Below are 26309 nucleotides of genomic sequence, written 5' to 3'. Positions count from 1 at the left end.
ACGACAAAAAGGCTATCACTGACATAGAAAGTCAGTGATAGCCTTTTTGCACATGAGTATAAAATTTTAGCATAGTCCCATAGCGATAAGCAAAGTTTTTCTTTATTGAATAATTTCCACTTATGAAAAAAGAGAAACATCCTTTTATAGAATTTAATTTCTATAAAAGGTGTGATAAAATCAGTACGTATTAGTTAATAAGCAGAAAGTACTTCTTTTAATTGTTGGTTGGTATATTCATTTTCTAGAAGTACTTGTAATTTCAATCTTGCTTTAGGTCCATTTATTTGGTTTGCAAATATAACTCCAAGTTGTTCTAGTGATTTCCCGCCACCTTGATAATCATAATTGGGTTGTACCATACCTTGGTAAGACCTAGATACTAAAACAATCGGTACCCCTTGATAGATAAGGGATTCAATCGAAGGTACAATGGATGGAGGGACATTCCCCTGGCCAAAACCTTCTATGACGACGCCGTCTACACTGTTCGTTTGCACGTTATCAAGAAGGAAAGAAGGCATACCTGAGAATGTCTTTAACAATATGACTTCTTTTTCTAAGGAGTCAATGGAGTAACATTCTGTTTGTGGTAAAGTTGCATAGAAGATGACATCCTTCTTCGTTACTATGCCTATCGGTCCAAATTGGGGACTTTGGAATGTCGCCACACTGCTAGTTGATGTTTTGGTTACGTATTGCGCTGTATGAATTTCATCATTCATCACGACTAAAACTCCGCGGTTTGGTGCAGAATGATGAGTTGCTACACAAACAGAACAGATTAAATTATATAGACCATCTGCCCCAATTTCGTTACTTGATCGCATTGCACCTGTAAATATGATCGGAGTAGCAGTATTTACACATAGATCAACAAAATATGCTGTTTCCTCTAATGTATCAGTGCCGTGAGTAATGACAATACCAGTATATTGTTCACTTGCAATCTTTCTTTTAATAAATTGTGACAATTCCAACATATGGCTTGGAGTCATATGCGGTGATGGTATATGAAAGAGATTCTCTTGTTCGATTTGACAGGAAATATGACTTTCAACATGAGATAATGGGTGTTTTTTGGTTTCTACAACATGACCGGATGGATCTTCTTCCATCGATATCGTACCACCTGTATGTACAATTAATATTTTTTTCATATTAGCACCTACCTATTACTTTTTTATTTTATTCATTTTTGACTGACCAGTCATATTTGAACTAACTGACCAGTGGGAAAGAGGGTGATTTATTGTTTGCTTTGTTTTCTGTATCTATAGCCCCAGCTTTTGCATTATTATCCTTTTTTTACTTAAAGGACGAATATGAACTAGAGCCCATTCATGCCATTATACGTACTTTTATTTATGGGGCATTACTTGTTTTCCAATAATGTTCATTCAATATGCTTTTCAAGAAGAAGGCGTTGCTCAATCGGCATTCTATGAATCCTATTTTATATATGGATTATTAGAAGAATTTTTTAAGTGGTTTATATTTATATTTACAACTTATAAGTATTCTAAATTTACAACTGTGTATGACGGTATCGTATATGGAGTTTCCATAAGTCTCGGTTTCGCAACTGTTGAAAATATTTTATATTTGTTTGCACATGGTATTGAATTTGCCTTCAGCCGAGCTATTTTTCCTGTATCCTCTCATGCTTTGTTTGGGGTTATTATGGGATATTATTTAGGAAAAGCTAAATGTAACAGTAAAGACAAGCTTAAACGTTTTAATATCATCTTGGCATTATGCCTTCCCTTTGTATTACATGGCACCTACGATTTTATTATAGCATCTATTACAAACTTTTGGGTATATGGACTCGTTCCGTTTATGATTATGCTTTGGATATTAGGACTGCGTAAAGTGAAGGTTGCGAATGAATTATCTGAAGTAAATACCACCCGATTATCAGGATAAGGTATGTTTCAAGCATCCTTATCCTTTTTTTATGTATAAATTTTATTCCATTTATAAAAGCTATCTTTACACAAAGAATCATAAAAAGATGGAGGGTAATATAGTGAAAAATGCAAAGCTCGTTGTCCTGTTTATCGTCATTTTCACAACAATGAGTTACGTTGGTCCCGATCATAAAGAAATCCAAGGCTTTACTGATCAAGTTATTCAGCACGGAGCTGTTGGAGAAGATGTTATAGAATTACAAGCTAGATTACAGTATTTAGGATTCTATAACGGAAACATAGATGGTGTCTTTGGCTGGGGAACGTATTGGGCTTTACGGAACTTTCAATATGAGTTTGGATTAGAAGTAGATGGTCTTGCTGGGAGACAAACGAAAGATAAATTAGTCCAAGCTAGTGAGTATGATAAAGCGTATGTGAAAGAACAAATACAACAAGGTAATGACTTTACCCATTATGGTGGCATGGATAATCAACAACAAACTGATCAACCGAATAATCAAGCAGAAAATCAGGGTGCTAACCCGAATGATACACCTGGTAATGAGACAGGTGAACCGATAGAACCGACAGCTGTTAACATTCCAGCAGGTTTTTCTCAAAATGATATAAAAATCATGGCAAATGCAGTTCATGGTGAAGCAAGAGGGGAGCCATATGAAGGAAAGGTTGCCGTTGCGGCTGTCATTTTAAATCGTGTCGAAAGCCCGACTTTTCCAAATACGGCTTCGGGAGTCATATTTGAGCCTAGAGCGTTCACAGCAGTCAGTGATGGTCAGATTTGGTTAACACCTGATGATTCAGCCAGAAGGGCTGTTTTAGATGCTATAAATGGTATGGATCCAACCGGAGAAGCTTTATATTACTTTAATCCAGACACAGCCACCTCTGATTGGATCTGGTCAAGACCGCAAATAAAAAGGATTGGTAAACATATATTCTGTAAGTAATCTAGGAGGTGTATTTGATGCTTCGATGGACACTAATAACTCTTTTAAGTATTGCTGTAATTGGTGTTGCAGTGTGGGGGTATAAAGAACATCAAGAAAAAAATGCTATTTTAATTCAAGCGGAAAATAGCTATCAACGGTCTTTCCATGATTTAGCTTATCACATGGATTTGTTACATGATAAAATTGGTTCTACATTAGCGATGAATACTAGAGAGCAATTGTCACCACAACTTGCTGAGATTTGGCGCTTAACCTCTTTGGCACATGGTGATGTTGGTCAGCTGCCACTTGTTTTGATGCCATTTAATAAAACAGAAGAGTTTTTATCACAAATGGGTGATTTTAGTTATAGAACAGCTATTCGCGACTTAGAACAAAAACCTTTAAGTGAAGAAGAAGTAGAAACTTTGGACTCCCTGTATCAAATGTCAGGTGAGATTGAATCAGAATTGCGAAAAGTTCAAAATATGGTACTTACTGATAATTTACGTTGGATGGATGTTCAATTAGCCCTTGTTGATAATGAGGAGCAAGCCGATAATACCATTATAGACGGATTTCAAACAGTAGAAAAAACGGTGGAAGGATACTCTGAAGGGCAATTAAATGCTAGCTTAATGGGAACATCAAGTAAGAAAGATTCGTATAGCTCATTAGGTGAAGAAAAAATAAGCGAAAACGAAGCAGAAGAAAAAATGAAAGAACTGCTTAAAGTAGAAAATGATACAGAGTTTAACATTGCTTCTACTGGAGAAGGTGCTGATGTACCTTTGTATAGTGGTTCATATCATGGAGATAACCGTTCTGGATATGTAGATTTAACTCAGCAGGGAGGTTATCCGATTCAAATCATGATCAGCAGAGAAGTGAATGATAAAAAAATAAGCCTGCACGAAGGGATGAATAAAGCACAAGAATATTTACATGAGCATAATTTTGATGAAGTAGAATTGTTGGAAAGTAATCAATATGACAATGTGGGTGTGTTTCACTTTGTTCCAAGTTCAGATGATGTTTTAATATATCCTGATGCAATCCAGGTAAAAGTAGCTTTAGATGATGGTGAAGTAATTGGATTTGTTGCAAAGGATTTCTTCGAGAACCATCATGATAGAACCATCGCAGATGCAAGTTTAAGTGAAGAGGAAGCAAAAGAAAAGGTAAACCCTAACTTAAAAATACAAGAGCACCACTTAGCTGTTATCGAAAATGATTTAGGTGAGGAAATACTTGCTTACGCATTTTTAGGACAATTAAATCAAGATACGTACAAAATATTTATTAACGCTGAAGATGGACGAGAAGAACGGGTTGAGAAACTAAAAAAAGCTGAAATGAAATATGATTAAAGAGAAGGAAAGCACTTTTCCTTCTCTTCTTTTTTTGAGATAATGATGTAGAGATAACTTTAGTCGATGCAAAGTATCTTAAAACATGATTTTTGCTATATGAAAAAAGAATATGGAAAGGAAGCTTTAAATGTCAGATTTACCATTAGCCATAGCAATCGATGGCCCTGCTGCTGCTGGAAAAAGTACAGTAGCTAAGAGAGTTGCAAAAGCATTAGCGTATATTTATATTGATACGGGTGCGATGTATCGTTCACTTACTTATCAGGCGTTACAAGAGGGACTGGATATAAATGACGAATCTTCAATTATCGAATTACTGCATAGTATTACGATATCACTTGATCAAAATCAACAAGTTTATGTAAACAAAAAAAATATTACTGAAGAAATAAGGTCAACTGATGTCACGAATCATGTTTCAAAAATAGCTTCTATCTCTTCTGTTCGAAAGGAATTGGTTCATCGCCAACAAGTGTTAGCTGCGAACCGAGGCGTTGTAATGGACGGAAGAGATATTGGCACTTCTGTTTTGCCGGATGCGGAGATTAAAGTGTTCCTTATAGCAAGCGTAGAAGAAAGGGCTATGAGAAGGCATCAAGAAAATCTTCAAAAAGGAATTCCGTCAGATTTGGATCAATTAAGGAAAGACATTGAGTTACGTGATAAGATGGATTCAGAGAGAAAAGTATCTCCGCTTAAAAAAGCCGATGATGCTATCGAGATTGATACGACTTCGCTTGATATAGATGAAGTGACACAACGCATCTTACAATTAGTAAAACAATATAAGGAGAAAGCATAATGAGTTTTTATACTTTTGCGAAATTTATTGTAAAGTCATGGTTGAAGCCAAAATATCGTGTTAAAGTAGTTGGAAAAGAAAATATTCCCCAAACAGGACCTGTTATCATTTGCTCTAATCATATTTCGAATTATGATCCTCCTATAGTAGGTATGACCTGTCCAAGAGATATACATTTTATGGCTAAAGAGGAATTGTTTGAAAATAAAATTTTTGGATTTATATTGAGAAATGTTCATGCATTCCCAATTAAGAGAGGAATGAAGGACCGAAATGCCTTAAGAAAGGGCCTGGATGTTCTAAAGGAAGGGAAGGTGCTAGGCCTGTTCCCTGAAGGGACAAGGAGTAAAACGGGAGAGCTAAAAAAAGGTTTAGCAGGTGCTGGCTTCTTTGCTTTAAGATCAAAAGCAAAGGTTGTTCCTTGTGCCATTATTGGCGACTATAGAAGTAAAGAACCATTATATGTTGTATATGGCAAACCGATTGATATGAATTCGATAAGAAACGAAAAGTTATCAGCACAAGAAGTGACTGACAGAATTATGGATGAAATCAAAAATATCAAAGAAAATTTCTAACTTCATTGTTTATAACTTGACAAATTTGCTTAAATGTTAGAAGTTAGAAAAAAGCACATTTTTGTTTTTTGTGTTGGAATTTGAAGGAGGTCTTTGTCATGGAAGAAATGAATCAAGAAGTTTCTGAGATTAAGGAGCTTTCCGTAGGAGATATTGTAAAAGGGAAAGTGGTTAAGGTTGAAGAGAAACACGCTCTTGTGGACATCGGCTACAAAGTGGAAGGAATTGTTCCTATTAGTGAACTTTCCCCGCTCAGAATTGAAACCGCTAAAGATGTAGTACAAGAAGGTGATGAGCTAGATCTACAAGTGAAAAAGCTGGAAGATGAAGAGGTAGTCCTATCGAAGAAAGCAGTGATGGCAGAACGAGCATGGGAAAACCTACAAGAGAAATTTGATAATAATGAAGTGTTTGAAGCCACAGTTAAAGATGTAGTAAAAGGTGGCTTGGTAGTAGATGTTGGAGTTAGAGGATTTATTCCAGCTTCTTTAGTAGAAACACATTATGTGGAAGATTTTGCTGATTACCAGGACAAGCCATTAACTTTAAAGATAGTAGAGTTAGATAAAGACCAAAACCGTATTATTTTATCTCATCGAGCTGTTTTAGAAGATGAGGCACTGAAGAAGAAACAAGAGATCTTAGACCGTTTAGAAGAAGGACAAGAAATCGAAGGTACTGTTCAACGAATAACAGACTTTGGTGTATTTGTAGATATAGGTGGTTTAGATGGCTTAGTACATATATCTCAGTTGGCTCATACTCATGTTGAAAAAGCTTCAGAAGTTGTCACAGAAGGGGATACTATCCAAGTAAAAGTACTTTCTGTTGATAAGGAAAATGAACGTGTTTCTCTATCACATAAAGCGACTTTACCTGGACCTTGGGATAATATAGAAGAAAAAATTAGTCCAAATGATATTTTAGAAGGAACGGTTAAACGTCTAGTAAGCTTTGGTGCTTTTGTAGAGGTATTACCTGGAGTAGAAGGTCTTGTTCATATTTCACAGATTGCAGCAGAACATATCGGAACACCTGGTGAAGTGTTAGAAGTTGGACAAAAAGTGGAAGTGAAAGTATTAGATGTGAATGAATCTGAAAAGAGAATTTCACTGAGTATCAAGGAATTACAAGGACAGAAACAACAAGAAGAAATCAAACAATATGAAAATGATGAGGATCAATCTGGATTTCAATTAGGAGATATGATTGGAAATAAACTTGATAAGTATAAAAATTAATATGTAAATGTACGGTATACTTCAAACTAACTCTTCTTTAATCATTAAGGTGTTGCATGTTATTTTAACATGCAACACCTTTTTCTTTATTTCGCTATTTGTAAGTTTAAGATTTGTTATAGTGTCCATAATGGTAAAGGTGATGACAATGAGTGGATATATTTATATATGGTTATTATGGATACTATGGTGTGTCGTCACTTTTTACATGGATAAATCGTATACAAGAACGATTTATGGACTCACCATCTTAACCTTAATTACAACCAGTCCCTATCAATTAATCGTTTTTGAAATACCTATTAATATTTCTACACTGTTTTTACTTGGTTTGTCTATTGTTTTACTTGTATATTATAGATTTCCGATCAAACAATACGTCTATATTTTTTTCATTTGCTATTTATTCGTTATTTATTTTTTATGGAAATTAACCAGTCCGATTGTAAGTGAAGCGCTGTTTTATTTTTTTGGCGTGTTGATCGGTTATCTGGTGTTAAAACTTGCATCTAAATCTTTTGCCAAACAGGTTGTGATTTGGAGTATTGGGATGTCTTTAGGTCAAATTTTATATAATGCTATATGCAGTAGCTATTATTTACTATATGGTATTAATAGTGATCGATTTTTTCTGTTGTATACGTTAGTTCTCATTTTATTAGTGTTACATTATGTTTGGAGACTTTTTCTTATACGAGTGGAAAACTTAGTGAAATGGGTAGAAGTGAAGAAAAAATGGATACACTGAAGGGTTCTTTTGTTAACATGATTATATTTGTGTTAACTTTAAATATAAGGCGGAACTTGTCTATTTTACATACTTTATGGTAACTTAGTTAAGTAAATCAAACATGAAATATATGAGGAAGGATGTGCCTTCATGAGAAATTCTGTTGTTGCTATCGTTGGAAGGCCGAATGTTGGAAAATCAACCATTTTTAATCGATTAGTAGGAGAACGTATATCGATTGTGGAAGATATTCCAGGGGTAACAAGAGATAGAATATATGCGAAAGCAGAATGGTTAAACAACACATTTAATTTAATTGATACTGGTGGTATTGAAATTGGGGATGAACCACTTCTAATACAAATGCGAGAACAAGCAGAGGTTGCTATTAGAGAAGCTGATGTTATCATTTTTCTCGTCAATGGAAGAGAAGGAATCACCGCAGCTGACGAAGAAGTATCAAAAATTTTGTACAAATCGAATAAACCAGTAGTATTAGGCGTGAATAAAGTAGATAATCCAGAGATGCGAGAAGAGATCTATGAATTCTATGCTTTAGGATTTGGTGAACCATATCCGATATCTGGAACACATGGTCTTGGTTTAGGAGATTTATTAGACCAGGTAGTGGATTTATTTCCAGAAACAGATCCAAATCCTATAGAGGAAGATACCATATATTTTAGTTTAATTGGACGACCAAATGTTGGAAAATCATCATTAGTCAATGCCATGTTGAATGAAGAAAGAGTGATTGTCAGTGATATCGCCGGAACAACGAGGGATGCAATTGACACCAATTTTTCTAAGGATGATCGTGATTTTGTCATTATTGATACAGCAGGAATGAGAAAAAGAGGAAAAATCTATGAAACTACAGAAAAATACAGTATACTAAGGGCACTAAAAGCAATTGAACGGTCAGATGTCGTTCTAACACTTATCGATGCAGATACTGGTATTATTGAACAAGATAAAAAAATTGCAGGTTATGCACACGAAGCAGGGAAAGCGGTTCTTATTGTTGTGAATAAATGGGATACAATTAAACAACACGAACATGCTATAAAAGAATTTGAAGAGAAGGTTAGAATGCATTTTCAATTTCTGGACTATGCTCCTATTGTTTACTTATCTGCAACCACAAAAAAGCGAATTCATACACTTTTACCTAAAGTCATTGAGGCTAGTGAAAATCATACAAAACGTGTAGAGACAAATGTACTTAACGATGTAATCATGGACGCATTAGCTATTAATCCAACACCAACTAAAAACGGCAGAAGACTGAAGGTTTTATATGCCACTCAGGTAGCCGTAAAACCTCCGACCTTTGTTGTATTTGTTAATGATCCTGATTTAATGCATTTTTCATATGAAAGATTTTTGGAAAATAAAATAAGAGAAGCCTTTGGGTTTGAGGGTACACCTATTAAAATTTATGCTCGAAAGCGAAGTTAGAGGGGAGAACAAGTATGGCAAAATTGGCAGTATTGGGTGCAGGCAGTTGGGGAACAGCGCTTGCGATGGTCTTAGCTGATAACAAACATGACGTACGTTTATGGACTCACAATAAGCAGCAAAAAGAGTTAATGATAACTACAGGTAAAAATGAAAAATACCTACCTGATATTATATTGCCAAAGGATTTACAAATATTCGATGAATTAGAGAAAGCTATTTCAAATGTCGATGCGATTATCATAGTAGTGCCAACAAAGGCTATTCGTGAAACTTGCCAACGGTTAAATCATGTCTTAGATAAAAGTATGATGATTATACACGGTACAAAGGGTATTGAACCAAATACACATTATCGCGTTTCAGAGATGATACAGGAAGAATTAGACGATTCATTATTAGAGGGTATCGTTGCTTTATCAGGTCCTAGTCATGCAGAAGAGGTTAGTTTAAAACACCCGACAACATTGACGGCAGGTGCTCTTCATGAAGAACATGCGCAATTTGCACAGGATTTATTTATGAACCAATACTTTCGCGTATACACAAGTAATGATGTTGTTGGAGTAGAACTAGGTGGTGCATTAAAGAATATCATAGCACTGGGTGCTGGCATATCTGATGGTTTAGGATATGGTGATAATGCAAAAGCAGCTCTGATTACTCGCGGGTTAGCAGAAATAAGTCGTTTGGCAACGGTATTAGGTGCAAACCCATTAACATTTATTGGTCTCTCTGGTGTTGGTGACTTGATCGTAACATGTACTAGTGTACATAGCAGAAATTGGCGTGCAGGTAACTTATTAGGGCAAGGTTATGCCTTAGACCAAGTTTTAGATCAAATGGGGATGATCGTTGAAGGAATAAAAACAACAGAGGCTGTTCATCAGCTTTCCGAACAACAACAAGTTGAAATGCCTATCACCAATGGCATATTTGATGTGATTTTTAACCATAAAACCCCTAAGGATGTCGTTGATCATTTAATGGCACGGACTCGAACTAATGAAGTAGAAGACATTATTTCTGTTTTAGTTGATAAATATTCACATTAACTGTTTCCTTCTTCCTTGCATACAATACCATTGAATGATGTTGTAAGGAGGAATGAAGTTGAGTGATAAAAAACAGAAGATGTTTGAGCAAATTAGTAAAAATTCTAATATAAATCCAGACGAAATTCTAAAAGTTGCTCAATCGGTTCAAAATGCTGATTTTTCTAATGAAATTACTGTTAGAAAATTGGTGAGACAGCTTGCACAAATGGCAGGAAAGCCAGTTTCAAAAGAAAAGGAAGATAAGATTGTTCAAGCCATTACAAAAAATAATATGCCAGCAGATATGAATACATTAAATAAATTCTTTAAAAAGTAACTGTTATAGGCACTTGAGGATGCAATAATAGATTGCTTCGCATATGATAAATCGCACAAGCATTCACTTTCAGGGTGTCACTGGGTATTTATTTAGTCAATCCGAAGTAGACTTTGCCCCTTCTACTTCGGCCTTTTATTTCGTGATCATATGGAAATGAAATGCTTTATGATATAATAAATTTAATAATTTTAGAGAGGATGGCTGTAATTGGATCCAATGATGAAGATGTGGATATCCTTTATTGGGATGTTTGCACTCCTTTTATCAATCGGGTTAATTTTATTAAGCAGATATAAATTAAAAGGGTTATTATCCTTTATTGTTGCTTTTTTTGCATATATTTCCCTCATAATCGGAGGCATTATTATAGCATTTGTTGTATTAAGTGGGCCAACAGCATAAGCGGGAGGAATTAGAAAGCAAATGGTACATAAGTGTTTAACAGGTACTATATTCATATTATTATTGTTAACAGGATGTATGTACCCATCAGAAAACCTTAGTAAAAATCAGATAGCAAACGATGCACAATTACAAATGGTACAACAAGCAATCGATCAATATGCGGCACAAAACAATGGATTGCTACCTATTTTCACAAAGGAAAGTGACACCCCCATCTACCAAAAGTACATTATTGACTTTTCTTTATTAAAACAACAAGGATTATTACAGACTATACCAGGAACTGCATTTGAAAATGGCGGGAGTTATCAATATGTCTTAATCGATGTGGAAACAAATCCTACTGTAAAGGTGATTGATTTAAGAATAGCTGAAGAAATAAGAATTGTACAACAGAGATTAAATGTTTATCGAAGTGAGCACGTATACCCACCATTTGGTGAGAAAGTTGCAAATTCTGTATATAAACTAGATGAACAGGAATTAAATTTAGATGAGGATCCATATATCAAGAGTCCATATTCAGATAAAAACTTGCCTATCTACATAGATACGGATGGTCAGTTAACCATTGATTATCGAATGGAGTTATATCCATTATTAGAAAATGAAGAACATTCATACAAAGAAGGGGAAGATATTCGCTCTATTATAACAGATCATCATGCTGTAGTCCCTGCATATTCTGTTCCATATACAATAAAAAATGATGAGCCAGTATTTGCTCCAGAGCTGAATGAATAAGAACTTGTACCTGTACAAGTTCTTATTTTTTTGCCTCTTTTCTCATTCTTTGTTTTATTTCACAGTAGAACAAAACTGCGCAATACTGTGGGGCGAGAGTTTAAATGACGCTTCGGAAATATACTTCACTTTCCACGGGCGCGGCTTCAACTTCCTCGGCAGACCCCCGCTGCCTCCGGGATTTTCAGCTCGTGTTCTGAGCAGGATTCTACGTATATTTCCTACGCTGTTAGGATGGTGAATTTTTTGTGCAAACGCATCATATATAAAAGCTACTAGAATTTTTTCTTACTAAATACGAAAACTCACACAAGCTGTGGAAAAGTGCGAGACTCCTGGGGGAAGAGTAGGAGGTCACTGAAAAAGTCCCTAAATTGTTTAAGTCAACTCAAACACCTACTATATATAAAAGCTTTAATAAACTGGAATAACTATATATAGTGGGTGAGTGTTGTGCGATTTTCAAAATGGACACTTTTTCAGTGGCTTCGAAGAGTAGCTTCCGAAGATCCCACAGGATGCACCTGCGTCTTCTAGTAAAGCTTCGTAGTAGGCTTCCTCGGTGCAAGGGAGCAAAGATGTTATTTCAAGTAGCTCCCTGGCTGAGGTACAGCCCCCGGAAAGCGAGTGTTTTTCCACAGCGCCGGACTAGCACTCATCTAAGAAAGAATGTTAGAAAGTCATGATAGGATTACGTCGTAGTATATGTTTTATTGTGCATGAGGTTTTTATTTTGAAAAGTAACAAACCTTTTAGAAAATGAGTTTTTTTATTATGTAAAAAATAATGGAATATTTGATTATCTCCTTTCATAACTTTAAGAGTAAATGAATACTACCTTATCTTTCATGAGTCAACAGAAAAATATATGCTAATTATTTAGCATATTTTAATAGGACAACATCATAGAATAAAACTGTCAATGATTCGAGTGTAGATTAGGTCTAATAGATCGGGAGGGGATCACTTGGAAAGAGTAGATATCTTTAAGGATATTTCAAAACGCACCAATGGAGATATTTATCTTGGAATTGTAGGAGCCGTTAGGACAGGAAAGTCAACATTTATTAAAAAATTCATGGAAAAAACTGTTTTACCAAACATCCCAGATGAAAGTGATCGATTAAGAGCTCAAGACGAATTACCTCAAAGCGCAGCAGGGAAAACGATTATGACGACTGAGCCAAAGTTTGTACCGAATCAAGCGGTGCATTTAGAAGTAGAAGAAGGACTGGAGGTTAATGTAAGGCTTGTTGATTGTGTTGGTTACACAGTAAATGGAGCGCAAGGGTTTGAAGATGAAAATGGACCTAGAATGATTCATACTCCATGGTATGAAGAGCCTATACCTTTTCATGATGCTGCAGAAATTGGAACCAGAAAAGTAATTCAAGAACATTCGACAATGGGAATTGTTGTAACGACTGATGGGACTATTGGTGAGATTCCAAGAGATGAATACGTAGAAGCAGAAGCGCGTATTGTGGAAGAATTAAAAGAAGTTGGAAAGCCATTTATTATGATCGTTAACTCTGTTCAGCCATATCATCAAGATACAGAATTATTGCGACAAGAGCTGCAAGAAAAGTTTGATATCCCAGTCCTAACAATGAGCGTGGAAAGCATGTCAGAGCATGATGTTAACAATGTTTTACGAGAGGCTCTTTATGAATTCCCAGTACTAGAGGTAAATGTTAATTTGCCAAGTTGGGTATTGGTTTTAGATGAAGAGCATTGGTTAAGACAAAGCTATCAATCAGCCATTGAGGAGACTGTCAAGGATATTAAAAGATTAAGAGATGTAGATCATGTAATCGGACAATTCGATCAATATGACTATATTGAACAAGCGGCACTTGCCGGTATTGAAATGGGGGAGGGTGTCGCCGATATTGACCTGCATGCTCCTAATGAATTATATGACCAAGTGTTAAAAGAGATTGTGGGAGAAGAGATCAGAGGAAAAGATCATCTGCTTCAATTAATGCAGGAATTTACGAATGCAAAGAAAGAATATGACCAAGTTTCTGATGCTTTAAAAATGGTAAGACAAACGGGGTATGGTGTTGCATCTCCTGCATTAACAGATATGAGTTTAGAAGAGCCGGAAATTATCAGACAGGGGTCACGTTTTGGAGTTCGGTTAAAAGCTGTTGCTCCATCTATTCATATGATAAGTGTGGATGTTGAATCCGAGTTCGCCCCAATTATCGGCACAGAAAAGCAGAGTGAAGAACTCGTGCGTTATTTAATGCAGGATTTTGAAGAGGATCCGTTATCTATTTGGAATTCAGATATTTTCGGAAGGTCCTTAAGCTCTATAGTGCGTGAGGGGATTCAAGCAAAACTGTCTTTAATGCCAGAGAATGCTCGTTTTAAATTAAAAGATACATTAGAACGAATCATTAATGAAGGGTCAGGAGGACTTATTGCCATTATACTTTAAAAAAGTATCCCATCATATTTAGTTCAAAAGCGATAATGCACAAGGCATTACGCTTTTTTATTTTGTATAAAACTAGCATTACTTGTCCATAATAGTGAATAAATTCCAATAAGGATTTTATAATTAAACTTAACATGCGTAAAACCCTATAAAATCAATGTTTGAAAACACTTGCATACCTAGGAAACGTATGTTAGTATTTTTGTTAATTCACAAGTAATTAGGTTTATTGGAGATTTTTTCTACTAGAAAATGCTGATAATTGTTGAATTTATACGGAATCTCAGTTATTATAAGCCTTGTCATCAACCTATGATGACAATTAGCTATAAAAATGGTGTTTAAAAGTTTAAGTTTTATAGCTTATTTTGGGAGGAGGTGAATATCATGAACAAAACAGATCTAATTAATGCAGTTGCCGAAAAAAGCGAATTGTCTAAAAAAGATGCAACAAAAGCTGTAGATTCAGTTTTTGAATCTATCATGGATTCACTTAAAGACGGTGAAAAGGTACAGCTAATTGGCTTTGGAAATTTTGAAGTACGCGAACGTGCTGCACGTAAAGGGCGTAATCCACAAACTGGGGATGAAATCGAAATTCCAGCAAGCAAAGTTCCTGCTTTTAAACCGGGTAAAGCCCTTAAAGATATCGTAAAATAAGATATTTACATATGGGCTATAAAGGGTGCATGATTGCACCCTTTTTTCAATATGTAAACAAATGCACTGCATATGATAAAAAACTATGGAAATACTTATAAGAATATTGGTAAATGAAATTTGTTAGATGAAAACCGATGATAATCTATGTTAATATAGTAAAGTACATAAATGTAGAATTGTGGTGAATACCCGATGCGGCATAATGAAACGATTGATAAATATATAAAACAGTTGAACCAATATACGAGTTATGAGTATTTAGAATTATACTTGGATCAACCTACAATAGAAAAGTATAAGGTTTTAGCTTTACATGTGCTTACAGAGGAGAATGATCAACAAGAATCATTACTTTTGTCTGCTATGCTTGTACAAATTGCTTTAAATACACATGACCGAGTAGACAAGCAATATAAACATAGTTCAACGAAACTTTTTAAAGGTCAGCAGCTAACGGTTCTAGCAGGAGACTATTTTTCTGGTATTTATTATCATTTATTGGCACACCATGGCAATAGAGATTTTATTCCAGCATTAGCAAGAGGTATAAAAGATATAACCAAGTTGAAGTTATCCGTTTATTACCATGAATATGAGCAAATGAATGATTTTTTTCAGGACTTTATAAAGGTAGAATCAATGATTATAAAACATGTAGCACATTATATGGAAAAAGCTGAACACTTTGAATATATAGAAAATTGGTTAATGTTAATGAAATTAAAGTATGAACGTTATCTCATACAGCAAAATCAGCTTACTTTTTTTCATGAACTAATATTAAACAATGTCAAACAACCACTTACGATAGAACTTATTGATAAACACTTTACAGAATGGATCGATAAAATAACAGGCAAATTAGAAATATTAGCATCAAATCTTCCAGCATATTTACAACCTCTTCATGATTTTAACATGTATAACATATATGACTTTATTCAATCATCAAGTTCATTAATGGAAGAAGGACTATCAAAATGAGAAATCGATCAAAAGAAGAAAAAGTACATCAAGTATTTGAGAAGATTTATAATAATTATGACGAGATGAATGCTATTATCTCTTTTCAAAGACATAAGAAATGGCGTAATGATGTGATGAAGAGAATGGAAGTAAAACAAGGGGCAAAAGCTTTAGATGTATGTTGCGGAACTGGCGACTGGTCCTTTTCATTAGCAGGTCAGGTTGGTAAAGATGGAGAAGTTATAGGCTTAGATTTTAGTAAAAATATGTTATCTGTAGCAGAAGAACGAAATCAACAATATAATTATCGTAATCTGACTTTTCTGAATGGGAACGCTATGGAACTTCCGTTTGATGATAATCAGTTTGACTATGTAACTATTGGGTTTGGATTACGGAATGTACCAGACTACTTTCAAGTACTAAAAGAAATGTATAGAGTTGTAAAACCAAATGGAAAAGTAGTTTGCTTAGAAACATCTCAACCAACGTTCCCTATATACAAGCAACTTTACTATTTTTATTTTAAAAATATTATGCCATTATTCGGAAAGATTTTCGCGAAAAGTTATCAAGAATATGTATGGTTACATGAATCTGCCAAAAACTTCCCTGGAAAAGAGGAGTTAAAAAAGTTATTTGAAGAGGCTGGCTTCCGAAATTTAACAGTTAAAAGTTATACAGGTGGTGTTGCGGCCATGCATATGGGAGTAAAAAGATAGAAAGAAGTAAAGGTGACAATATGAAGCTTGCTAAATCTTATGCATTTATTAAAAAAGACTTAAATCAAATAGAAGCAACTTTAGAAAAAACCATAAACGCAGATCAACCTGTTATGAAGGAAGCTGCTTTACAATTATTAAAGGCAGGAGGAAAAAGGTTGAGGCCTGTTTTTGTTCTATTAGCAGCACAGTTTGGTGACTATCAAGTAGAGCAGATAAAAAAGGTAGCTAGCTCATTAGAACTCATACATATGGCTTCCTTAGTACATGATGATGTGATTGATAATTCTGACATACGAAGAGGAAAGCCTACAGTGAAAGCTAGCTGGGATAATCAAGTTGCAATGTTAACCGGTGATTATATTTTTGCACGTGCCTTGGAACAATTATCTGAAATCAAAAATGAGAGAGCACACCAAGTTTTGTCTGAAACGATGATTCAATTAACAGTTGGAGAAATTGAACAAATCAAAGATAAGTATAATTTAAGGCAAAACCTGCGCACATACTTACGTCGAATTCGCCGAAAAACAGCATTATTAATTTCTTCAAGTTGTCAGATCGGTGCGATTGCAGCAAATGCTTCTCGTGAAACAGAGCAAGCTTTGTATAGGTATGGGTATAATATGGGGATGTCCTACCAAATAATAGATGATATATTAGATTTTACAGCATCGGAGAAACAACTTGGTAAGCCTGCCGGCAGTGATTTAATGCAAGGAAATATTACTTTACCTGCTCTTTATGCATTAGAAGATGATACCATTAAACAGGATTTAACAAAAGTATTTTTGGAATTAGATCAATTAGATGAAAAGGCGTTAAAGCCTATTATTCAAAGAATCGCTCATTCTAGTGCAATAGATAGAGCAAGGAAGGTGAGTGACCAATATTTACAAAAAGCATATGACTCATTAAAGGTACTGCCAGATCAAAAAGCGAAACATGCTCTCGAACATATCGCAAATTATATTGGAAAACGAAAAATCTAAAAATTATGAGGTGATAAATGATGGAACAGACTTTTTTAATGATTAAACCGGATGCGGTACAACGTAATTTAATTGGTGATATTGTAAGCAGATTCGAAAAAAAAGGGTTTAAATTAGTTGCTGCTAAATTAATGACGATCTCAGAAAACCTTGCTAAAAAACATTACGAAGAACATGTAGATAAGCCGTTTTTTAACGATCTTGTAAACTTTATTACATCAGGCCCTGTCTTTGCTATGGTTTGGGAAGGGGAAAAGGTTATTGAAACATCGAGGAAAATGATGGGTAAAACAAACCCTCAAGAAGCAGAAGTAGGGACGATTCGTGGAGATTATGGTGTAGTCATGTCGCGTAATATTATTCACGGCTCTGACTCCACAGAAAGTGCCGAAAGAGAAATAAACCTGTTTTTTGATAAAGAGGAGCTAGTTTCGTATAAGAAAGATGTAGATAACTGGTTATCCTAAGATTGAAGTAGATGAATTGTAGGGGAAAAGTGATGGAGGATTATCAGACATTTATTAAGCAAATTTATTCTTTGATAGGATTGGATTTGTCTTTATATAAAGAAGCACAGATGAAACGAAGGTTAACATCGCTTCGGAATAAACGTGGTTTTACAGAATTTTCACAATATTTTAAAGCTTTAGAAAAAGATCAACAGTTGTTACATGAATTTTTGGATAAAGTAACCATTAATGTTTCTGAGTTTTATCGAAACCCTAGCAGGTGGAAAGTTTTGGAAAAGGATCTATTCCCAGATTTAGTGAAACAAAAGAAAAAAATCAAAATCTGGAGTGCAGCTTGCTCTACAGGAGAAGAGCCTTATACATTAGCGATGATTGCTCAACAATTTTGGAATTCTAATGAAATAGAAATATTAGCAACAGATATTGATTCTAATGTTCTTGCACGAGCTAAACAAGGCATTTATAGTGAAAGAGCATTACAGGAAGTTCCGAAGGTGATGTTAGACCAATTCTTCCATAAGGAAGGCTCTTCTTACCTCGTAAGCCCACAAATCAAAAAAATGGTAACCTTTAAAAAACATAACTTACTTGCAGATGAATTTCCTAAACAAATGGATTTGATTGTGTGTAGAAATGTACTCATTTATTTTACAGACCAAGCAAAAGAGCAAATTTATCAAAAATTTAGAGAAGCAATGACGGTTAATGGGATTTTTTTTGTTGGCAGCACAGAACAAATTTTCCATCCTGAGAAATATGACTTAACAGTATTAGATACATTTTTTTATAAAAAGATAAGCAGATCCAAATAAATTTCTAATCTATCATTACATTTACTTGAAGCTGTGGTATAGTAGTACAAAAAATAAAATTTACGGGGGGATACTTATGCGTTATTTAACAGCAGGAGAATCACATGGTAAACAACAAACGACAATTGTAGAAGGCTTACCAGCTAGAATGCCTTTATCAACAGATGATATAAATCAATCACTATTACGTCGACAAAAAGGCCATGGTCGCGGAAAGAGAATGCAGATTGAAAAAGATTTGGTGGATATTGTTGGCGGTGTTCGACACGGCTATACATTGGGATCACCAATTGCGTTAGTAGTACATAATGATGATTTTAAGCATTGGTTAGATGTAATGGGAGAAGATCCAGTATCAGAAGATCAAAAAATACGCCGAGTAGTGACAAGGCCTCGTCCGGGTCATGCTGATTTAAATGGTGCATTGAAATATGGTCACCGTGATATGCGCAACATTTTAGAACGTTCATCAGCAAGGGAAACGACTGCTCGTGTAGCAGCAGGTGCTGTTGCGAAAACCTTATTAAAGCAATTAGATATCCAAGTGATAGGATATGTGAAAGAAATTGCTGGTATTAAAGCTGAAGAGCGTCCAGACTTATCAATAGATGAGCGTATTAAAATATCTGAGGCTTCACCCGTTCGTTCGTTGGATGAAGAGGCAGGAAAGAAAATGATGAATGCTATAGATGAGGCAAAAAAAGAAGGAGATTCCATTGGTGGTGTATGTGAAGTATACATTGAAGGAATGCCAGCAGGAGTGGGATCTTATGTCCACTATGACCGAAAGCTAGACGGTAGAATTGCAGGTGCTGTTCAAAGTATTAATGCATTTAAAGGAGTAGAATTCGGAATTGGATTTGAAGCAGCTCGTAAAAACGGCAGTCAAGTGCATGATGAAATTGCATGGACAAAAGAGGATGGCTACTACCGTAAGACAAACCGATTAGGCGGGTTTGAAGGTGGGATGACAACAGGCATGCCTGTTGTTGTAAAAGGTGTTATGAAGCCAATCCCGACTTTATATAAACCACTTCAAAGTGTGGACATTGAATCAAAAGAACCATTTAATGCAAGTATTGAACGTTCTGATTCATGTGCAGTCCCTGCAGCATCAGTAGTTATGGAGCACGTAGTAGCTTTTGAAGTAGCGAAAGCTGTATTAGAGCAATTCCCAAATGATCAATTCCCTAAATTAAAAGAAGCGATTGATCAATACCGTGAGGAAATTAGGTGCTTTTAATGCATAAGCAGCTAATTAAAACAAGTTCCAATCAATATAATGTGGTTGTTGGTGAAGGTTTACTTGAACAAATAACTGATTATTTTCCTAAAGAATATAAAAATGTTCTAATTATTACAGACTCTGTTGTACACGATCTGTATACGAATACGGTAAAAAAAGCACTAGGTAAAAACGTCAAAGTTTCTGTATCCGTAGTCCCAGCAGGAGAAGCATCTAAAAGCATCGATCAATACTACCGATTATTAACGGATGCCATCAATCATCCGTTAGATAGAAAATCTCTTATTATAGCTCTTGGCGGTGGAATGATTGGTGATTTAGCTGGATTTGTTGCAGCGACCTATATGCGTGGAATAGATTTCATCCAAGTTCCTACTACCATTTTAGCCCATGATAGCAGTGTAGGAGGAAAGGTGGCCATTAACCATCCAGAGGGTAAAAATATGATAGGCAACTTTTATCCGCCACAAGCTGTCATTTACGATATTCGCACTTTACATTCATTACCCGATAAAGAGAAAAGGTCAGGCTATGCAGAAGTAGTAAAGCATGGGTTTATTAGTGAAACTAGCTTTATGGAAGATGTATTAAAAATAGATTTAACAAAAGAGTTAGATGCAGAGCGTACGCTAAATCATCTTCAAAAAGGTATAGCAGTAAAAGCAAAAATAGTAGAACAAGATGAAAAAGAAGGAAATATTCGTAAATTTCTAAACTTTGGTCATACACTAGGTCATGCACTAGAATCAGAGTTTGGTTATGGTGGCATTACACATGGAGAGGCAGTAGCAATAGGTATGCTGTTTGCTATTCGTTTAAGTGAATCAAGATACGGAAATAAGCTTCCTTATCAATCTTTTTATGATTGGCTAAGAAAAAATAATTATCCATTATCGATTCGTGATATAAAGGTGGAGCCTTTAATTCAACGAATGAAAAAAGATAAAAAATCAGAGAATGAAAAGATTCAAATGGTCTTATTAGAAAAAATTGGTGAACCTAGAATGGTTCATATATCAGATCAAGAGATTGCCGATCATCTTGAAAAATTTATAAGAGAGTTGGGTTAACATTGATCAGAGGAATACGAGGTGCCACAACTGTTAGAAACAACGATGAGGCGGAAATGATAGAAGAAACAAAAAAAATGATTGAAATAATGGCAGAGGCGAATCAGATTGATCCTGAAACAATCGCTTCTGTACTTATTTCAGTTACACCTGATCTAAATGCTACTTTTCCTGCTAAGGCATTGCGAATGATAGATGGATGGAAATACGTTCCGGTTATGTGCATGCCTGAAATTGATGTACCAGGGAGTTTGCCACAATGTATTCGAATCATGATGACTGTTAATACAAATATAAGCCAAGAAAACATTGAACATATTTATTTAAACGATGCTATTCAGTTAAGACCAGATTTAGCAGAGATCAACAGAAGTGATTCAGCGAAGTAAGAGGAAGGAGCATGAAAGGTGCAAGCAAAAGAAGTTTTTCAAAATATGACACCTTATAAACCTGGGAAGCAAATTGAAGAGGTGAAAAAAGAGTTCGGATTATCCCAAATTGTGAAGTTAGCATCGAATGAAAACCCATTTGGATATTCTGAACAAGTGAAACAAGCTATCCCTAATATGTTGGACGGATTAGAGATATATCCGGATGGATATGCGACAGCTCTACGTGAGAAGCTCGCTACTCTTTTGGAAGTAGATAAAGATCAGCTGATTTTTGGAGCAGGATCTGATGAAGTAATTGCTTTTATTTGCAGTACTTATCTAAAACAAGGAACTAATACGATTATGGCTACACCAACTTTTCCGCAGTATAAGCACAACGCACTAATTCAAGGAGCGGACATTGTCGAGGTTCCCCTTGTAGATGGTTACCATGATTTAGATGCCATGCTTAAGAAAGTAAACAAAGAGACAAGAGTTATTTGGTTATGTTCTCCAAATAACCCAACAGGTTCTCTAATTAGTAAAGAAAGATTAGTTTCATTCTTAGATCAATGTTCGTCCAGTACGTTAGTTGTATTGGATGAAGCTTATTATGAATATATTGAACAAGACAAAAATCCCAACAGTATATCGTTACTTAAGGAATATGAAAATTTAGTAGTGTTGCGAACCTTTTCCAAGGCTTATGGTTTAGCAAACTTACGTGTAGGGTACGGAGTAGCAGCTTCAAAAGAAATTGCAACATTGCTAAATATAACTAGAGGACCATTTAACACAACATCTATTTCCCAGCTTTCTGCAGTAAAAGCACTTGAAGATCAAGCGTTTATAGAAAAATCACACAAGGAAACGGTGCAAAACAAGCATGCATTTATGAAGTTTTGTGATGAAAATGGTTTGCAATATTATGATTCTCAAGCTAATTTCTTATTTGTCAAGCTTCCAACTTCGGGAGATCAATTGTTTGAGTATTTATTAAGACACGGATATATTGTTCGTTCAGGTGAAGCGATAGAACATCCTAAAGGGGTACGAATTACAATTGGTTCGAAAGAGCACATGGAAGAATTACAACAGTTAATTACATCGTTTTTAGCAACCAAATAAAAGGAGAATAAATCGTGAAACAAACGGTTTTAGTTGCGGGTCTCGGCTTAATTGGGGGCTCGCTTGCTTTAAGTATAAAAGATACCAATAACATCCACTTAATCGGTTATGATTCCAATAAAAGTACGTTAGCTTACTGTCAGATGAATGATATTGTGGATGAAGTATATTACGACTTCGCAAGTGCTGTAAAAAAAGCAGATATATGTATTTTAGCAGCACCAGTTTCCCATACAGTTAGTCTAATTCATCAATTAAACGAAATAGAACTGGACAAAAAGCTGATTGTAACGGATGTTGCTTCTGTTAAATCACCAATCATGGAAGCTGCCGCTCAATTACAGACAGAGAACATAAGCTTTATTGGCGGACATCCTATGGCAGGTTCTCATAAAAAAGGAATACAAGCAGCAAAATCCTATTTGTTTGAGAATGCAATATATGTCCTAACACCCACAAGTACTTCTACTGATGAAGATAGGGAATTGTTACAAGCAGTACTAACACCAACTAAATCTAAATTTTTAGTTTTAAATGCCAATGAGCATGATGAGATGACAAGCGTAATTTCTCATTTCCCTCATTTAATTGCATCATCATTAGTACATCAAGCTCGGAATTGGCAAAAAAAGCATGCATATATTCCGAAACTAGCTGCAGGCGGGTTTCGAGATATTACTAGAATTGCGTCTAGTAACCCTTTAATGTGGAAAGATATTTTTTTTCAAAATAAAAAGAAGATGAGTCGCTTGTTAGGTGATTGGATAGAAGAAATGCAAGAACTGAAACAACTAATCGATACAGGCGAAAAAGCACAAATACAACAATATCTTGAGCAAGCAAAGGACTACCGTGATGGACTTGATAGTAAAAAAAGAGGTGCTATCCTTTCGTATTATGATCTTTATGTGGATATTTTTGACCAGCCAGGTGCATTATTAAAAGTTGTAGGGTTATTGGCAGACCATGATATCAGCATTAATAATATTGAAATATTAGAAATAAGAGAAGGCATTACTGGTGTTTTAAGATTAAGTTTCCAAAACAAAAACGATCAGGAATTAAGTAAGGCAATATTAGAAAAGCATGATTATGATACTATGATCGAAGAATAGGAGAGGTCTGTTTTGTCTAAAAAAGTATTATCTTATGATCAAACAACATTAACTGGTCATATCTCTGTTCCAGGAGATAAATCTATTTCCCACCGAGCCGTAATGTTTGGTTCTCTTGCTAAAGGAAAAACGACCATCAAGCATTTTTTAGAGGGGGAAGATTGCTTATCAACAATTGCTGCCTTTCAAGCAATGGGGGTAGCTATCGAAAGGTCTGGGCAAACTGTTAAGATTGAATCTAACGGTGTGGATGGATTAAAAGAGCCTTCGCAACCTATTAACCTCGGTAATTCAGGGACAACAGCAAGACTCTTAATGGGAATACTTTCTGGATTACCATTTCATTTTACGTTATTTGGAGATGACTCTCTGTCTAAGCGGCCAATGGATCGGATAACCATTCCTTTACGTAAAATGGGTGCTAAAATAGATGGCAGAGAGGAAGGAAGGTTGTTACCTATATCCCTTCGCGGCGGTAATTTGCAACCTATTCATTATCATACTCCTGTAAAAAGTGCACAAGTAAAATCAGGCGTGATTTTGGCAGGGCTTATGACAGAAGGGACTACGGTCGTGCAAGAAGATACCAAAACGCGTGACCATACTGAAAATATGTTAAAAGCATTTGGTGCAGACTTAACGATTGATGGTAACACTGTTAAGATTAAGGGAAACCAGCCATTGCAAGCTTGTGATATTGAAGTACCTGGGGATATCTCGTCAGCCGCTTTCTTTTTAGTAGCAGCAGCCATTACGCCAAATAGTCATATCACGATTGAAAATGTGGGTCTAAATCCTACTCGTACTGGTATTATTGATGTATTAAAATTAATGGACGCTGATATTTCGGTGGTAACAAAAAGAACCATTGGCGGTGAACCGATAGGTGATATTACTGTTAGAACATCTGCTCCTAAGGCAGTAACTATTGAAGGAGATATTATTCCGAGAATTATTGATGAGATTCCAATCATTGCACTACTTGCATCACAAGCAGAAGGTACTACTATTATAAAAGATGCTGAAGAATTACGTTATAAAGAGACAGACAGAATTAAGTCAGTTGTTAATACTTTAAAACAGCTAGGTGTGCAAATTGAAGCAACACAGGATGGTATGATTATTCAAGGAGGTAACACACTACATGGTGCTTCCACTCAATCATATGGAGATCATCGTATTGGGATGATGGTTGCAATCGCATCTTTACTAACAAAAGAATCCATTGAACTGCATGACGATCAATGTATTGCTATATCATATCCTAATTTCTTTGCGGATCTACAATCTCTTTTATCGAATGCATAGAAATGAAGCCCATGGAATATTCTATGGGTTTTTCTTCTGTGTAAAAATAGTCAAGTATATTCTTAGATGTTTGCCTATGTGGTTTTTATTCGATAATATGGGTAGAGAAATCAAATAATCTGGTTGGAAAGGTTGAATAAAGTGCTTAATATAGAAGATGCCATTCAAATGATTCAAAGTGGCGAGGTAGAAAAAGGACTTCATATATTGAATGATTTGGCAAAAGAATCAAATACACAAGAAAAGCTAGAAATTGCTCATATATATATAGAACTAGGTGTACAGGATGAAGCAAAACGTTTGTTAGAAGAAATACTTTCCATCGAACCTGGTAATGATGATGCTAAAGTCCTGTTAGCCGATATATTAATAGATGACCATGAAGATGAACAAGCTATCACTGTATTAAATGAAATTAACGAAGCAAGTGAAATTTATTTACAAGCTTTGCTGCAATTAGCAGATCTTTATCAGGCACAGGGGTTATTTGAGGTAGCAGAAGAGAAATTGCTACAGGCAAAGAATAAAGAACCTGAAGAAAAAATTATTGATTTTGCTTTAGGAGAGCTGCTTTTTTCTATTGGAGAATATCAAAAAGCAACGATTTATTATGAAAAAGTGCTTCAGGAGGCAGAAGAATTCGGCGGAGTGAACATACGTGCAAGGTTAGCTGAATGTTATGCAATTAATGGAGCATTTGAAGCAGCTTTTGAACATTTCCAAAGTTTGGAAACTGATGATCCGGAAACATTATTTCGATATGGATTTATGGCCTTTAAATCAGAACGTTTTGAGATCGCAATTCAAGTATGGGAATCATTGATTGAAAAAGAGTTAGAATACCCATCCGTTTATTTATATTTAGCTAAAGCCTATTATGAAGAAGGACTCATTCAGGAAGCATATGAAACAGCTCAAGCAGGGGTGGAAATGGACCCTTATAATAAAGAGATGTGGCTAGAAGCAGGGAAAATATCATTAAAATATGGCAATCATGAAAGAGCCTTTGAATATACAGAACAAGCCTTAACATTAGATACTGAATATCAGGAAGCTTTATTATTTTTAGTGGAAGCTTATAAACAACATGAAGCATATGATCGGATTATACAAGTTTTAACGGAGAAAGTAGAGTTAGAATCTTTAGATGGGATTTTTTATTGGGAATTAGCAAAAGCTTATAATGAAGAAGAACTATTTAAGAAGGCATTAAATGCTTATCAATCTGCATATAATAAAATGAGAGCAGATGCAGACTTCTTAAAAGATTATGCTTACTTTCTTATTGAAGAAGGGAGGACAGATAAAGCAATCGATATCTTTCAATCCTATTTAAAACTGGAGCCATCTGATTTTGAAGTCCAAGCCTTTTTAGAACGTTTAAAAAATCAAAAAGATACTCTCTATTAAAAACGGAGGGGAA

Annotated in this window: 26 protein-coding genes and 1 pseudogene; 26 read left to right on the top strand and 1 reads right to left on the bottom strand. The window is 35.3% G+C overall.

Annotated features, from left to right (window positions below; all coding sequences use genetic code 11):
• Positions 1 to 194 precede the first annotated feature (194 nt).
• Positions 195 to 1160, bottom strand: a complete 966-nt coding sequence (locus tag GHD00_RS08230; RefSeq protein ID WP_163537672.1) for an asparaginase — start codon at positions 1158 to 1160, stop codon at positions 195 to 197.
• Between the two features lie 92 nt (positions 1161 to 1252).
• On the opposite strand from GHD00_RS08230, the pseudogene prsW reads away from it, so the two are divergent.
• The 26 genes and pseudogenes from prsW to GHD00_RS08100 all read left to right on the top strand — a co-directional run bounded on the left by prsW (position 1253) and on the right by GHD00_RS08100 (position 26296).
• A pseudogene (gene prsW, locus GHD00_RS08225) lies at positions 1253 to 1929 on the top strand (glutamic-type intramembrane protease PrsW).
• Between the two features lie 151 nt (positions 1930 to 2080).
• Positions 2081 to 2884 carry a spore cortex-lytic enzyme gene (gene sleB / locus GHD00_RS08220; RefSeq protein WP_163537778.1) on the top strand — a complete coding sequence of 268 codons (804 nt, stop codon included), beginning with the start codon at positions 2081 to 2083 and terminating at the stop codon, positions 2882 to 2884.
• Positions 2885 to 2901: 17 nt separating this feature from the next.
• Complete coding sequence (gene ypeB / locus GHD00_RS08215) at positions 2902 to 4236, top strand: germination protein YpeB (protein ID WP_163537671.1); 1335 nt, start codon at positions 2902 to 2904, stop codon at positions 4234 to 4236.
• A 130-nt stretch (positions 4237 to 4366) separates the two neighbouring features.
• Positions 4367 to 5041: a (d)CMP kinase gene (gene cmk, locus GHD00_RS08210; protein WP_163537670.1), complete on the top strand. Its 675-nt coding sequence runs from the start codon at positions 4367 to 4369 to the stop codon at positions 5039 to 5041.
• Positions 5041 to 5619 (top strand): lysophospholipid acyltransferase family protein, encoded by a 579-nt coding sequence (locus GHD00_RS08205; RefSeq protein WP_163537669.1) that lies wholly within the window; start codon positions 5041 to 5043, stop codon positions 5617 to 5619. The genes cmk and GHD00_RS08205 overlap by 1 nt, the downstream gene beginning before the upstream one ends.
• Positions 5620 to 5717: 98 nt before the next feature.
• On the top strand, positions 5718 to 6860 hold the full coding sequence (gene rpsA, locus GHD00_RS08200; protein WP_163537668.1) for a 30S ribosomal protein S1: 1143 nt from the start codon (positions 5718 to 5720) through the stop codon (positions 6858 to 6860).
• A gap of 148 nt (positions 6861 to 7008) precedes the next feature.
• A complete protein-coding gene (locus GHD00_RS08195; protein ID WP_163537667.1) occupies positions 7009 to 7608 on the top strand; it encodes a YphA family membrane protein in 600 nt (199 codons plus the stop codon).
• 132 nt (positions 7609 to 7740) lie between these two features.
• Positions 7741 to 9051 (top strand): ribosome biogenesis GTPase Der, encoded by a 1311-nt coding sequence (der, locus tag GHD00_RS08190; RefSeq protein WP_163537666.1) that lies wholly within the window; start codon positions 7741 to 7743, stop codon positions 9049 to 9051.
• Positions 9052 to 9065: 14 nt separating this feature from the next.
• Complete coding sequence (locus GHD00_RS08185; RefSeq protein ID WP_163537665.1) at positions 9066 to 10106, top strand: NAD(P)H-dependent glycerol-3-phosphate dehydrogenase; 1041 nt, start codon at positions 9066 to 9068, stop codon at positions 10104 to 10106.
• A 58-nt stretch (positions 10107 to 10164) separates the two neighbouring features.
• Positions 10165 to 10425 (top strand): stage VI sporulation protein F, encoded by a 261-nt coding sequence (locus GHD00_RS08180; RefSeq protein WP_163537664.1) that lies wholly within the window; start codon positions 10165 to 10167, stop codon positions 10423 to 10425.
• Between the two features lie 219 nt (positions 10426 to 10644).
• A complete protein-coding gene (locus GHD00_RS08175; protein ID WP_163537777.1) occupies positions 10645 to 10830 on the top strand; it encodes a DUF2768 family protein in 186 nt (61 codons plus the stop codon).
• Between the two features lie 21 nt (positions 10831 to 10851).
• Positions 10852 to 11577 carry a hypothetical protein gene (locus tag GHD00_RS08170; protein WP_163537663.1) on the top strand — a complete coding sequence of 242 codons (726 nt, stop codon included), beginning with the start codon at positions 10852 to 10854 and terminating at the stop codon, positions 11575 to 11577.
• A 967-nt stretch (positions 11578 to 12544) separates the two neighbouring features.
• A complete protein-coding gene (gene spoIVA, locus GHD00_RS08165) occupies positions 12545 to 14023 on the top strand; it encodes a stage IV sporulation protein A (protein ID WP_163537662.1) in 1479 nt (492 codons plus the stop codon).
• A gap of 387 nt (positions 14024 to 14410) precedes the next feature.
• On the top strand, positions 14411 to 14683 hold the full coding sequence (locus tag GHD00_RS08160; protein WP_163537661.1) for an HU family DNA-binding protein: 273 nt from the start codon (positions 14411 to 14413) through the stop codon (positions 14681 to 14683).
• A gap of 195 nt (positions 14684 to 14878) precedes the next feature.
• Positions 14879 to 15670, top strand: coding sequence for a heptaprenyl diphosphate synthase component 1 (locus tag GHD00_RS08155; RefSeq protein WP_163537660.1), 792 nt, complete (start codon positions 14879 to 14881; stop codon positions 15668 to 15670).
• Positions 15667 to 16374: a demethylmenaquinone methyltransferase gene (locus GHD00_RS08150; protein WP_163537659.1), complete on the top strand. Its 708-nt coding sequence runs from the start codon at positions 15667 to 15669 to the stop codon at positions 16372 to 16374. Before GHD00_RS08155 ends, GHD00_RS08150 begins: the two co-directional genes overlap by 4 nt.
• Before the next feature lie 20 nt (positions 16375 to 16394).
• Positions 16395 to 17366 (top strand): heptaprenyl diphosphate synthase component II, encoded by a 972-nt coding sequence (gene hepT / locus GHD00_RS08145; RefSeq protein ID WP_163537658.1) that lies wholly within the window; start codon positions 16395 to 16397, stop codon positions 17364 to 17366.
• Between the two features lie 20 nt (positions 17367 to 17386).
• Positions 17387 to 17833: a nucleoside-diphosphate kinase gene (gene ndk / locus GHD00_RS08140; RefSeq protein WP_163537776.1), complete on the top strand. Its 447-nt coding sequence runs from the start codon at positions 17387 to 17389 to the stop codon at positions 17831 to 17833.
• Positions 17834 to 17865: 32 nt separating this feature from the next.
• A complete protein-coding gene (locus tag GHD00_RS08135; RefSeq protein ID WP_163537657.1) occupies positions 17866 to 18648 on the top strand; it encodes a CheR family methyltransferase in 783 nt (260 codons plus the stop codon).
• Between the two features lie 76 nt (positions 18649 to 18724).
• Positions 18725 to 19891, top strand: coding sequence for a chorismate synthase (gene aroC / locus GHD00_RS08130; RefSeq protein WP_163537656.1), 1167 nt, complete (start codon positions 18725 to 18727; stop codon positions 19889 to 19891).
• Entirely contained in the window at positions 19891 to 20964 is a 1074-nt protein-coding gene (aroB, locus tag GHD00_RS08125) for a 3-dehydroquinate synthase (RefSeq protein ID WP_163537655.1), read from the top strand. Before aroC ends, aroB begins: the two co-directional genes overlap by 1 nt.
• Before the next feature lie 2 nt (positions 20965 to 20966).
• Entirely contained in the window at positions 20967 to 21353 is a 387-nt protein-coding gene (gene aroH / locus GHD00_RS08120) for a chorismate mutase (RefSeq protein ID WP_163537654.1), read from the top strand.
• Between the two features lie 18 nt (positions 21354 to 21371).
• Positions 21372 to 22463 (top strand): histidinol-phosphate transaminase, encoded by a 1092-nt coding sequence (gene hisC / locus GHD00_RS08115; RefSeq protein ID WP_163537653.1) that lies wholly within the window; start codon positions 21372 to 21374, stop codon positions 22461 to 22463.
• Positions 22464 to 22477: 14 nt separating this feature from the next.
• Positions 22478 to 23578: a prephenate dehydrogenase gene (locus GHD00_RS08110; RefSeq protein ID WP_205600731.1), complete on the top strand. Its 1101-nt coding sequence runs from the start codon at positions 22478 to 22480 to the stop codon at positions 23576 to 23578.
• 12 nt (positions 23579 to 23590) lie between these two features.
• Positions 23591 to 24886 (top strand): 3-phosphoshikimate 1-carboxyvinyltransferase, encoded by a 1296-nt coding sequence (gene aroA, locus GHD00_RS08105; protein WP_163537652.1) that lies wholly within the window; start codon positions 23591 to 23593, stop codon positions 24884 to 24886.
• Positions 24887 to 25027: 141 nt separating this feature from the next.
• The gene (locus tag GHD00_RS08100) at positions 25028 to 26296 is read left to right on the top strand and encodes a tetratricopeptide repeat protein (protein WP_163537651.1); all 1269 of its coding nucleotides are present in this window, start codon (positions 25028 to 25030) and stop codon (positions 26294 to 26296) included.
• The last annotated feature ends 13 nt before the right edge of the window (positions 26297 to 26309 follow it).

The sequence above is a fragment of the Gracilibacillus sp. YIM 98692 genome, assembly GCF_010993965.1.
Taxonomy (GTDB): Bacteria; Bacillota; Bacilli; order Bacillales; family Amphibacillaceae; genus Gracilibacillus.
The sequence above is the reverse complement of the archived record's forward strand: the minus strand, read 5'-3'. Positions and strand labels throughout refer to the sequence as shown.

Bases quoted from the DNA above. Each gene is read 5' to 3' on its own strand.
- GHD00_RS08230 (WP_163537672.1), bottom strand. From the start codon at position 1,160: ATGAAAAAAATATTAATTGTACATACAGGTGGTACGATATCGATGGAA.
- sleB (WP_163537778.1), top strand. From the start codon at position 2,081: ATGAGTTACGTTGGTCCCGATCATAAAGAAATCCAAGGCTTTACTGAT.
- ypeB (WP_163537671.1), top strand. From the start codon at position 2,902: ATGCTTCGATGGACACTAATAACTCTTTTAAGTATTGCTGTAATTGGT.
- cmk (WP_163537670.1), top strand. From the start codon at position 4,367: ATGTCAGATTTACCATTAGCCATAGCAATCGATGGCCCTGCTGCTGCT.
- GHD00_RS08205 (WP_163537669.1), top strand. From the start codon at position 5,041: ATGAGTTTTTATACTTTTGCGAAATTTATTGTAAAGTCATGGTTGAAG.
- rpsA (WP_163537668.1), top strand. From the start codon at position 5,718: ATGGAAGAAATGAATCAAGAAGTTTCTGAGATTAAGGAGCTTTCCGTA.
- GHD00_RS08195 (WP_163537667.1), top strand. From the start codon at position 7,009: ATGAGTGGATATATTTATATATGGTTATTATGGATACTATGGTGTGTC.
- der (WP_163537666.1), top strand. From the start codon at position 7,741: ATGAGAAATTCTGTTGTTGCTATCGTTGGAAGGCCGAATGTTGGAAAA.
- GHD00_RS08185 (WP_163537665.1), top strand. From the start codon at position 9,066: ATGGCAAAATTGGCAGTATTGGGTGCAGGCAGTTGGGGAACAGCGCTT.
- GHD00_RS08175 (WP_163537777.1), top strand. From the start codon at position 10,645: ATGATGAAGATGTGGATATCCTTTATTGGGATGTTTGCACTCCTTTTA.
- GHD00_RS08170 (WP_163537663.1), top strand. From the start codon at position 10,852: ATGGTACATAAGTGTTTAACAGGTACTATATTCATATTATTATTGTTA.
- GHD00_RS08160 (WP_163537661.1), top strand. From the start codon at position 14,411: ATGAACAAAACAGATCTAATTAATGCAGTTGCCGAAAAAAGCGAATTG.
- GHD00_RS08155 (WP_163537660.1), top strand. From the start codon at position 14,879: ATGCGGCATAATGAAACGATTGATAAATATATAAAACAGTTGAACCAA.
- GHD00_RS08150 (WP_163537659.1), top strand. From the start codon at position 15,667: ATGAGAAATCGATCAAAAGAAGAAAAAGTACATCAAGTATTTGAGAAG.
- hepT (WP_163537658.1), top strand. From the start codon at position 16,395: ATGAAGCTTGCTAAATCTTATGCATTTATTAAAAAAGACTTAAATCAA.
- ndk (WP_163537776.1), top strand. From the start codon at position 17,387: ATGGAACAGACTTTTTTAATGATTAAACCGGATGCGGTACAACGTAAT.
- GHD00_RS08135 (WP_163537657.1), top strand. From the start codon at position 17,866: ATGGAGGATTATCAGACATTTATTAAGCAAATTTATTCTTTGATAGGA.
- aroC (WP_163537656.1), top strand. From the start codon at position 18,725: ATGCGTTATTTAACAGCAGGAGAATCACATGGTAAACAACAAACGACA.
- aroB (WP_163537655.1), top strand. From the start codon at position 19,891: ATGCATAAGCAGCTAATTAAAACAAGTTCCAATCAATATAATGTGGTT.